Source organism: Macrococcus epidermidis, assembly GCF_003259695.1.
Lineage (GTDB): Bacteria > Bacillota > Bacilli > Staphylococcales > Staphylococcaceae > Macrococcoides > Macrococcoides epidermidis.
Window position 1 is genome coordinate 21952 of sequence record NZ_PZJH01000012.1, and the last position, 11413, is coordinate 33364.

The window sequence follows — 11413 nt, forward strand, 5'->3', positions numbered from 1 at the left end:
AGGACATTCCGCTAAAACCACTATAAGGAGGAAATAAGAAATGGCTAAAAAAGGTAAAAAATATCAAGAAGCCGCTCAAAAAGTTGATAACACTAAATTCTACTCTGTAGAAGAAGCTATCAAACTCGCGCAAGAAACAAGCACAGTAAACTTTGACGCTTCTGTTGAAGTTGCATTCCGTTTAGGAATCGATGTACGTAAAAATGACCAACAAATCCGTGGGGCAGTTGTATTACCAAACGGAACTGGTAAAACACAACGTGTATTAGTATTCGCTAAAGGTGAAAAATTAAAAGAAGCTGAAGCTGCAGGCGCTGACTACGTTGGCGATGCTGAATACATCAACAAGATCAACCAAGGTTGGTTCGAATTCGATGTAATCGTAGCAACTCCAGACATGATGGGTGAAGTTGGTAAACTTGGACGTGTCTTAGGACCTAAAGGTTTAATGCCAAACCCTAAAACTGGTACTGTAACGATGGACGTAACAAAAGCTGTTCAGGAGATCAAAGCTGGTAAAGTAGAATACCGTGCTGAGAAATCTGGTATCGTTCACGCTTCAATCGGTAAAGTATCATTTGATACTGCTAAATTAGTTGAAAACTTTAACACTTTAAAAGATGTTTTAGCTAAAGCTAAACCAGCATCATCAAAAGGTACTTATTTCAAAACTGTTTCTGTAACTTCTACTATGGGCCCTGGTATCAAAGTTGACCCAACAGAAGTTAGAAACTAATTTTAAAAAAACAAATTGACAAGATTCAAATTTCACGATATAGTGTAATTTGTATTTTATAAATAACCTAAGACAGTAGGGGCGTATGCTTAATAATCCTACCGAGGTGAAATTTGACTTGATGAACTTTCAAGCACTTTTTACCATGGGTGAAAAGTGCTTTTTTAATACTTTATTAGAAAAGCACGAAAATCTTAATGGAGGTGTCATAATGAGTACAAAAGCTATCGAAATCAAACAACAAAAAGCTGATTTGATCACTGAACAATTAAAAAATTCAGTATCAACTATCATCGTTGACTATCGTGGTTTAACTGTTGCGCAAGTAACTGAACTACGTAAACAACTTCGTGAAGCTGGTGTGGAATTCCACGTTTACAAAAATACTTTAGTACGTCGTTCAGCAGAAGCTGCTGGTATCGAAGGACTTGAAGAATTTTTAACTGGACCAAACGCTATTGCATTCTCTAACGAAGAAGTTGTTGCGCCAGCAAAAATTCTTGCTGACTTCGCAAAAGAAAACGAAAAGTTAGAAATCAAAGCCGGTGTTATTGAAGGTAAAGTGACTAGCGCTGATGATATCAAAGCTATCGCATCATTACCATCAAAAGAAGGACTTATCTCAATGGTTCTTTCAGTATTACAAGCTCCAATGCGTAACTTCGCATATGCAGTTAAAGCTGTTGGAGAACAAAAAGAAGGCGGAGAAGAAGCTGCTCCTGCTGAAGAAGCATAATTCACTTAGCCAAAGACAATTAGTATCATAAAAAACTTAAATTAAATGGAGGAATACAATCATGTCAAACGAAAAAATTATCGAAATGATTAAAGAAATGTCAGTTTTAGAATTAAACGATTTAGTTAAAGCTATCGAAGAAGAATTCGGTGTTACTGCTGCTGCTCCTGTAGCTGCTGCTGGTGCTGCTGGTGGCGAAGGTGCTGCTGCAGAAAAAACTGAATTCGACGTAGAATTAGTATCTGCTGGAGCTTCAAAAATTAAAGTTGTTAAAGCTGTTAAAGAAGCTACTGGTTTAGGATTAAAAGACGCTAAAGACTTAGTTGATGGCGCTCCTAAAGTAGTTAAAGAAGGCGTATCTAAAGACGAAGCTGAAGAATTAAAAGCTAAATTAGAAGAAGCTGGAGCAACTGTAGAAGTTAAATAATTTCTCTTTTGTCCGAAACCCGTTATGTATATAACGGGTTTTTCTTGCTTTATATTGGTATAATTTCAACTGAGTGCGCATTGCGCTGAGTTGAAATAAGTGAGGTGTTAAGGTGAGTCATTATTATAGTGAAGAACAAACGGTAGAAAGCAATGAAAGTATCATCAGCTTTAATATGGGGAACCACAGTTTGAAGCTTACGACGGATAGTGGTGTATTTTCAAAAGGTGGCGTTGATTTCGGATCTAACTTACTCGTCAAAACTTTTATAGAAGATACACGTCCTGCTCGAGTACTGGATGTCGGATGTGGATATGGCACGATGGGCTTAATGGTGGCAAAGCATTATCCGGAATCAACAGTACATATGGTAGATGTGAACGAACGCGCATTATCTTTATCTGAAAGAAATAGTAATGCTAACAATATTCATAACACAACAATCTATAAGAGTGATGGATTAAATGGAGTAACAGAACGTTTTGATGCAGTGATTACAAACCCACCAATTCGTGCGGGCAAAGACGTTGTTCATCGCATATTAGAAGATAGTGCGAAAGTGCTTGATAAAGACGGTGCGCTATACGTTGTCATCCAAAAGAAACAAGGTATGCCATCAGCTAAAAAGAAGATGGAAGACGTATTTGGTAATGTTGCAGTTCTGAAGAAAGATAAAGGTTACTATATATTAAAGAGTGTAAAAGGTTGACCTTATACATTCCGTCTGTTATAGTAATAGAATGTAAAAATTTAAATGAATAAGTGTGCACTTTTCTATCTAATTTTAGGAGAAATGAGTTTAAAATAAAATGTGAAAATGGAGTTATGTGATTCCGTTTTCTTTTTGTCTTATTCCTCTGTTTAGGTAAAAGGCACCACAATTTTTGAGGGGTGAATCTGTTGACAGGTCAACTTATCCAATACGGAAGGCATCGTCAGCGTAGAAGTTACGCAAGAATTTCCGAGATTTTAGAATTACCTAACTTAATAGAGATTCAAACAAAATCTTATGAATGGTTCTTAGAAGAAGGTTTAATCGAGATGTTTAGAGACATTTCACCAATTGAAGACTTCACTGGAAATCTTTCATTAGAATTTGTTGATTACAAATTAGGTGAGCCAAAGTACGATTTAGATGAAGCAAAGAACCGTGATGCTACTTACTCAGCGCCACTTCGAGTAAAGGTACGATTAATTATTAAAGAAACAGGCGAAGTGAAAGAACAAGAAGTCTTTATGGGTGATTTCCCATTAATGACTGATACAGGTACGTTTGTCATCAATGGAGCAGAACGTGTTATCGTATCTCAGTTAGTTCGTTCACCATCTGTATACTTCAATGATAAAGTCGACAAGAATGGTAAAGTGAGCTTTGGAGCGACTGTTATCCCTAACCGTGGTGCGTGGCTTGAATATGAAACTGATGCGAAAGATGTAGTATTTGTTCGTATTGACCGTACACGTAAATTACCGATCACTGTACTTTTACGTGCATTAGGATTCTCAAGTGACCAGGAAATCATTGATTTATTAGGTGACAACGAGTATTTACGTAACGCATTAGACAAAGATAATACTGAGTCAACTGAAGCTGCATTACTTGAAATTTATGAACGTTTACGTCCAGGTGAACCACCTACAGTTGAGAATGCGAAGAGTCTATTATACTCTCGTTTCTTCGACCCAAAACGCTATGATTTAGCAAGCGTTGGACGTTATAAAATGAATAAAAAGTTACATTTAAAACACCGTTTATTCAATCAAACGTTAGCTGAGCCAATCGTTGATGTAGAAACAGGTGAAATCGTAGCTGAAGAAGGTACACTTTTAGATCGTCGTAATTTAGATCAAATTTTAGATGTACTTGAAAACAACGCCAACCAAAAAGTATTCACTTTAGAGAATGGTTTGTTAGACGAGCCGATTGAAATTCAATCTGTTAAAGTTTATGTTCCTGGAGATGAAGAAAAACGTACGACAACAATTATCGGTAATGCATTCCCAGATGAAGAAGTGAAGTGTATCACACCTGCTGATATTTTATCTTCTGTAAGTTATTTCTTTAACTTATTAGCTGGAGTAGGTTTCACTGATGATATCGATCACTTAGGTAATCGTCGTTTACGTTCAGTTGGTGAATTATTACAAAACCAATTCCGTATCGGTTTAAGTCGTATGGAGCGTGTTGTACGCGAACGTATGAGTTTACAAGATACTGAATCTGTAACGCCTCAACAATTAATCAATATCCGTCCAGTCATTGCATCTATTAAAGAATTCTTTGGTAGTTCACAGTTATCTCAGTTCATGGACCAGGCAAACCCATTAGCTGAGCTTACGCATAAACGTCGTTTATCTGCATTAGGACCTGGTGGTTTAACAAGAGAACGCGCAGGTATGGAAGTACGTGACGTTCACTACTCTCACTATGGCCGTATGTGTCCGATTGAAACGCCGGAGGGACCAAACATCGGGTTAATCAACTCACTTTCAAGTTATGCGCGTGTTAATGAATTTGGTTTCATTGAAACACCATACAGAAAAGTTGATATTGAAACAAATACTGTTACATCACAAATTGACTATTTAACAGCTGACGAAGAAGATGCTTACGTTGTTGCCCAAGCGAACTCACGCTTAGACGATAATGGTAAGTTCTTAGATGACGAAGTTGTTTGTCGTTTCCGTGGTGATAATACTGTAATGGCACGTGAACGCATGGATTACATGGATGTTTCACCGAAACAGGTTGTTTCTGCTGCCACAGCTTGTATCCCATTCTTAGAAAACGATGACTCGAACCGTGCCTTAATGGGTGCGAACATGCAACGTCAAGCAGTGCCGTTAATGAATCCTGAAGCACCATTTGTTGGTACGGGTATGGAACACGTAGCAGCACGTGACTCTGGCGCTGCAGTAGTAGCGAAATATAAAGGTCGTGTAGAGCACGTTGAAGCTCGTCAGATTAAAGTTCGCCGTATCGTTGAAGAAGGCGGAAAAGAAATCGAAACAGATTTAGATGTATATAAATTAGCTAAATTCGCACGCTCAAACTCAGGTACTTGTTACAACCAACGTCCTATCGTTGAAGCTGGTAACATCGTAACGAAAGGTGAAATCTTAGCAGATGGTCCTTCTATGGAACTTGGTGAGATGGCACTTGGTCGTAACGTAGTTGTTGGATTTATGACTTGGGATGGTTATAACTACGAGGATGCTGTAATCATGAGCGAACGTCTTGTGAAAGACGACGTATATACTTCTATCCATATTGAAGAATATGAATCAGAAGCGCGTGATACGAAGCTTGGACCTGAAGAAATTACAAGAGATATTCCTAACGTATCTGACAATGCACTTAAAAACTTAGATGATCGTGGTATCATTTTCGTTGGTGCTGAAGTACGTGATGGTGACATCTTAGTTGGTAAAGTAACGCCTAAAGGGGTTACTGAATTAACGGCTGAAGAACGTTTATTACATGCAATCTTCGGTGAAAAAGCGCGTGAAGTACGTGATACCTCATTACGTGTACCACACGGTGCTGATGGTATCGTATTAGACGTTAAAGTCTTTAATCGTGAAGATGGCGACGAGTTACCACCAGGCGTTAACCAATTAGTTCGTGTTTACATCGTTCAAAAACGTAAAATTCATGTTGGGGATAAAATGTGTGGACGTCACGGAAATAAAGGGGTTATCTCACGTATCTTACCAGAAGAAGATATGCCATTTATGCCTGATGGAACACCGATTGATATCATGTTAAACCCACTTGGGGTACCTTCTCGTATGAACATCGGACAAGTATTAGAGTTACACTTAGGTATGGCTGCTAAAAACTTAGGTCTGCATGTTGCGTCTCCAGTATTTGATGGAGCAAACGATGAAGATGTTTGGTCAACAATCGAAGAAGCTGGTATGGCACGTGACGGTAAAACTGTACTTTATGATGGACGTACTGGTGAACCATTCGATAACCGTGTATCAGTTGGTGTAATGTACATGCTTAAATTAGCCCACATGGTTGATGATAAGTTACATGCACGTTCAACTGGACCTTACTCACTTGTTACACAACAACCACTTGGTGGTAAAGCACAATTTGGTGGACAACGTTTTGGTGAGATGGAAGTATGGGCACTTGAAGCTTACGGTGCGGCGTATACTTTACAGGAAATCTTAACGTACAAATCTGATGATACTGTTGGTCGTGTGAAAACTTACGAAGCAATCGTTAAAGGTGAAAATATTCCTCGTCCAGGTGTTCCGGAATCATTCCGCGTATTGATGAAAGAGTTACAAAGTTTAGGGTTAGATGTAAAAGTAATGGATAACAAAGATGAAGAGATTGAAATGCGTGATTTAGAAGATGACGATTTCATCGATTCAAAGATTAACCTTGCAAAAGCACCAACACCAGAAGCTGAGATCACTGAATAATCACTATCTCAAAAGCTAGTCACTTATTTTGTTTAATACATCATGTAAGTCATTCCGCATTTACATGATGGTTAAACAAGTTGAAATATAAATCTTGATAAAATTTTTAATACACTAAGGAGGTAGGGCTTTGATTGATGTAAATAACTTTCATTACATGAAGATAGGTCTCGCTTCACCTGAAAAAATCCGTTCTTGGAGTTTTGGTGAAGTTAAAAAGCCAGAAACAATTAACTACCGTACATTAAAACCTGAAAGAGATGGTTTATTCTGTGAGAAAATTTTCGGTCCAACAAAAGACTGGGAATGTAGCTGTGGTAAATATAAACGTGTACGTTACAAAGGTATGGTCTGTGACCGTTGTGGCGTTGAAGTAACAAAATCAAAAGTACGTCGTGAACGTATGGGGCATATTGAATTAGCTGCACCTGTATCACACATCTGGTATTTCAAAGGAATTCCTTCTCGTATGGGATTGCTTTTAGATATGTCTCCGCGTTCTTTAGAAGAAGTTATCTATTTTGCTTCTTACGCTGTAATTGATCCAGGTCCAACTGGATTAGAGAAAAAATCATTATTATCTGAAAGAGAATACCGTGAGTATTACGATAAGTTCCCTGGGCAATTCACTGCTAAGATGGGTGCTGAAGCGATTAAAGATTTATTAATGGACATCGACTTAGATGGAGAATTAAAATCTTTACGTGAAGAATTAGAAACAGCAACAGGACAACGTTTAACAAGAGCAATCAAACGTTTAGAAGTTGTTGAATCATTCCGTAATTCTGGTAATGATCCTTCTTGGATGATTTTAGATGTATTACCAATCATTCCACCTGAAATTCGTCCAATGGTTCAATTAGATGGTGGACGTTTCGCTACATCTGATTTAAACGATTTATATCGTCGTGTTATTAACCGTAACAACCGTTTAAAGCGTTTATTAGATTTAGGTGCGCCTGGTATCATCGTACAAAATGAAAAACGTATGTTACAAGAAGCAGTTGATGCTTTAATTGATAATGGTCGTCGTGGCCGTCCAGTAACTGGACCAGGTAACCGTCCATTAAAATCTTTATCTCATATGTTAAAAGGGAAACAAGGTCGTTTCCGTCAAAACTTACTTGGTAAACGTGTAGACTACTCTGGGCGTTCGGTTATCGTAGTAGGTCCAAACTTAAAAATGTATCAATGTGGTCTTCCTAAAGAAATGGCACTTGAATTATTCAAACCATTTGTTATGAAAGAACTTGTTGAACGTGAAATTGCGACAAACATTAAGAACGCTAAAGGTAAAATTGAGCGTATGGAACCAGAAATCTGGGACGTTTTAGAAGACGTTATTCGTGAACACCCAGTTCTGTTAAACCGTGCACCAACACTTCACCGTTTAGGTATCCAGGCTTTCGAACCGACATTAGTTGAAGGTCGTGCGATTCGATTACATCCACTTGTAACGACTGCATACAATGCCGATTTCGATGGTGACCAAATGGCCGTTCACGTACCTTTATCTAAAGAAGCGCAAGCTGAAGCACGTATGTTAATGTTAGCTGCACAAAATATCTTAAACCCTAAAGATGGTAAACCAGTTGTTACACCATCTCAGGATATGGTATTAGGTAACTACTACTTAACATTAGAGCGTTTAGGTACAATTGGTGAAGGTAGAATCTTTAAAGATGCAAATGAAGTTATTATGGCTTATGTCAATGGATATGTTCATCTACATGCGCGTATTGCCGTTCAAGCTGGATCATTTAACAATCCAACATTTACTGACAAACAAAACAACCAATTATTAATAACTTCTGTTGGTAAAGTAATCTTTAATGAAATTATGCCTGAATCATTCCCGTTCATTAACGAACCAACTTTATCAAACTTAGAAACAGTAACACCTGATAAATATTTCATCGATGCAACTGAATTAACTGAAGAAGGATTATTAAAATACTTAAATGAGCAACCACTTGTTAAACCATTTAATAAAAAATTCTTAGGTCAAATCATTGCTGAAGTGTTCAATAGATTCCATATTACTGATACTTCTATGATGTTAGACAGAATGAAAGATTTAGGATTTAAATATTCTTCACGTGCCGGTATTACAGTAGGTGTATCTGACATCGTGGTATTACCTGATAAACAAGATATTATCGGTTTAGCAGAAGAAAAAGTAGATAGAGTAACGAAACAGTTCACACGTGGTTTAATTACTGAAAGTGAACGTTACGCTGCTGTTATTGAAATTTGGACGAAAGCTAAAGATGACATTCAAGCAAAATTAATGAACTCTTTAGATGACTTGAACCCAATCTTCATGATGAGTGACTCTGGTGCCCGTGGTAACGCATCTAACTTTACGCAGTTAGCAGGTATGCGTGGACTGATGGCCAACCCGGCTGGACGTATCATTGAGTTACCAATCAAATCTTCATTCCGTGAAGGTTTAACAGTATTAGAATACTTTATCTCTACGCATGGTGCGCGTAAAGGTCTTGCCGATACAGCACTTAAAACAGCCGATTCAGGTTACTTAACGCGTCGTCTAGTTGACGTTGCTCAAGACGTTATCGTACGTGAACCTGATTGTGGTACTGACCGTGGATTACTTGTTTCAGCGATCCGTGAAGGTTCAGAACTTATTGAACCATTCATTGAGCGTTTAGAAGGACGTTATTCTCGTGAAACAGTAAGACACCCAGAAACAAAAGAAATTCTTGTTAGAGTGAACGAATTGATTACACCTGAAATCGCGAAACAAATCGTGGATGCAGGTATCGAAGAAATGCATATCCGTTCAGCATTTACATGTAACTCACGTCACGGGGTTTGTGAAAAATGTTACGGTAAAAACTTAGCAACAGGTGAAAAAGTAGAAGTTGGGGAAGCAGTTGGTACAATCGCTGCCCAATCTATCGGTGAACCTGGTACTCAGTTAACGATGCGTACATTCCATACAGGTGGGGTTGCCGGTGCCGATATTACACAAGGTTTACCTCGTATTCAGGAATTATTCGAAGCGCGTAATCCGAAAGGTCAAGCTGTAATCTCTGAGATTAACGGTGAGATTATCGAATTAAACGTTGTAAAAGATCGTATGCAGGAAATTAAAGTTAAAGGTGAGAATGAAGTACGTACTTACTTAGCACCTGGTACTGCAAGACTTAAAGTAGAAGTTGGGCAAAAAATCGCGCGTGGTGAAGTAATGACTGAAGGTTCTATCGAGCCTAAACAATTATTAGCTGTAGCGGGACTTAATGCGACACAAAGCTACTTATTAAAAGAAGTTCAAAAAGTATACCGTATGCAAGGGGTAGAAATCTCAGATAAACACGTTGAGGTAATGGTACGTCAAATGTTACGTAAAGTTCGTATTATCGAAGCAGGAGACACAAAATTATTACCAGGTGCATTAGTTGATATTCATACATTTACTGATGCTAACCGTGAAGTGTTTAAAGCGAGAAAACACCCAGCAACAGCGAAACCTGTATTGCTTGGTATTACGAAAGCATCACTTGAAACAGAAAGTTTCTTATCTGCAGCATCGTTCCAGGAAACAACACGTGTGTTAACTGATGCAGCGATTAAAGGTAAACGTGATGACTTATTAGGACTTAAAGAAAACGTTATTATCGGTAAGTTAATACCAGCTGGTACAGGTATGAGACGTTATAGTGGCGTTGAATACGAAAAAGATGCACCAGCATTAGAGCAAGATGAAGTAGTAGTAACTGAAAATTAATAAATTTTACACCCAAATATTAATATTTGGGTGTTTTTTTGTCACTAAACATTCACAATCACAAAACAGATAATTTAATAGAAATTGGTGTATGATAGTTAAACTGAATACAATAAAGGAGGGTGAATATGAATATTAAAATGAAAGAACTCATCGTAATGGTATTAGGATTAGTTGAAATCATTGCCGGATTTGCATTATATGAAGAGTCGCAATTAGGGGGCATTACATTTATATTATTAGGCTTTGCATTCTTAGCGATTATGTTTATCATGGAACGAAAAGATTACCAAAGTAAACATTATAATTTGAAATAAAATTTATAAAAAACAATATATCACTATAAATAACAACAATAGCCTAAGAAAATAAATATTCTTAGGCTATTATATTGTGAAATAATTTTGTGTAGTGTAAAATCATAGACTAACTGTGAAGTATAAAAGGGGACATGATTTGAAAAAATGTCTCCTTTTATTTTAAAGTAAAAAAATGAATTATATAAAAATACATTATATAATTAAGAGTAATGTTTAAATAAGGATAGAGTTAAATTACTCCAAATTCATTAAAAGGGATTTCTGCAATTTAATATATGAAGTTGGCCATATATTAAATTGTGGAAAATAGGAATAAAAATTTATGAAGAATAATAAAAATTTCAAGAAAATATCATTTGCGATTACTTCAAGTATATTAGGAACTGTCGGCTTAATGAATGAATCTGTTGTGACACATGCTGCAGAATTACAAAATATACAACAACAAATTACGCAACAACACGCATTTTATTTACAGCGATCCTCACTGAGATTTTTAGAGGGTTATATATATTATGATGGAGATAACGATGGGCAATGGGATTCTCGTTTAGGTAATATCAACATTGAACTTATCGGAATAGATGGAAGTACTTATAGAGGTGCTACAAATAGTGAAGGCTATTTTTATCTAGAAGGAATGAACAGAGGTGATTATGAATTACGCATGTTTGTACCTACAGTTGATCAATCAGGAATGGAAACTATAGAAACTGTAAGTACTGCTGTAATAGTTGATCGTAATATTGTTAATAGAGTGAAAGTGACAGTTACGAAGCTACCAGACGATCCAACGACCGAAGCGCCGACAACCGAAACGCCATCAACGGAAGAAACAACGACTGAAGCACCTACAACAGCAGAACCAACAACCGAAACGCCATCAACGGAAGAAACAACGACTGAAGCACCTACAACAAGAGCTCCAATCATAAATGATAATAATTATCATTGAGAAACATTTTCAGTTACAATCATAACAGACTGAGAATTATTTTCA

8 protein-coding genes and 1 other annotated feature are annotated in these 11413 nt (G+C 37.2%); all 8 genes read left to right on the forward strand.

Annotated elements, in window-relative coordinates; all coding sequences use genetic code 11:
• The first annotated feature begins 40 nt into the window (after positions 1–40).
• Positions 41–736: a 50S ribosomal protein L1 gene (gene rplA, locus BHU61_RS12980; RefSeq protein WP_099577354.1), complete on the forward strand. Its 696-nt coding sequence runs from the start codon at positions 41–43 to the stop codon at positions 734–736.
• A 48-nt stretch (positions 737–784) separates the two neighbouring features.
• Positions 785–911, forward strand: a sequence feature (ribosomal protein L10 leader region).
• Between the two features lie 36 nt (positions 912–947).
• Positions 948–1472 carry a 50S ribosomal protein L10 gene (gene rplJ, locus BHU61_RS12985; protein WP_165958653.1) on the forward strand — a complete coding sequence of 175 codons (525 nt, stop codon included), beginning with the start codon at positions 948–950 and terminating at the stop codon, positions 1470–1472.
• A 61-nt stretch (positions 1473–1533) separates the two neighbouring features.
• Positions 1534–1899 (forward strand): 50S ribosomal protein L7/L12, encoded by a 366-nt coding sequence (gene rplL, locus BHU61_RS12990; protein ID WP_255724770.1) that lies wholly within the window; start codon positions 1534–1536, stop codon positions 1897–1899.
• Between the two features lie 112 nt (positions 1900–2011).
• Complete coding sequence (locus tag BHU61_RS12995) at positions 2012–2608, forward strand: class I SAM-dependent methyltransferase (protein WP_111717478.1); 597 nt, start codon at positions 2012–2014, stop codon at positions 2606–2608.
• A 191-nt stretch (positions 2609–2799) separates the two neighbouring features.
• Positions 2800–6342 carry a DNA-directed RNA polymerase subunit beta gene (gene rpoB / locus BHU61_RS13000; RefSeq protein WP_111717480.1) on the forward strand — a complete coding sequence of 1181 codons (3543 nt, stop codon included), beginning with the start codon at positions 2800–2802 and terminating at the stop codon, positions 6340–6342.
• Positions 6343–6472: 130 nt separating this feature from the next.
• The gene (gene rpoC, locus BHU61_RS13005) at positions 6473–10093 is read left to right on the forward strand and encodes a DNA-directed RNA polymerase subunit beta' (RefSeq protein ID WP_111717482.1); all 3621 of its coding nucleotides are present in this window, start codon (positions 6473–6475) and stop codon (positions 10091–10093) included.
• A 128-nt stretch (positions 10094–10221) separates the two neighbouring features.
• Positions 10222–10410, forward strand: coding sequence for a hypothetical protein (locus tag BHU61_RS13010; RefSeq protein ID WP_111717484.1), 189 nt, complete (start codon positions 10222–10224; stop codon positions 10408–10410).
• Positions 10411–10735: 325 nt separating this feature from the next.
• The gene (locus BHU61_RS13520; RefSeq protein ID WP_199798241.1) at positions 10736–11368 is read left to right on the forward strand and encodes a carboxypeptidase-like regulatory domain-containing protein; all 633 of its coding nucleotides are present in this window, start codon (positions 10736–10738) and stop codon (positions 11366–11368) included.
• Positions 11369–11413: the final 45 nt, after the last annotated feature.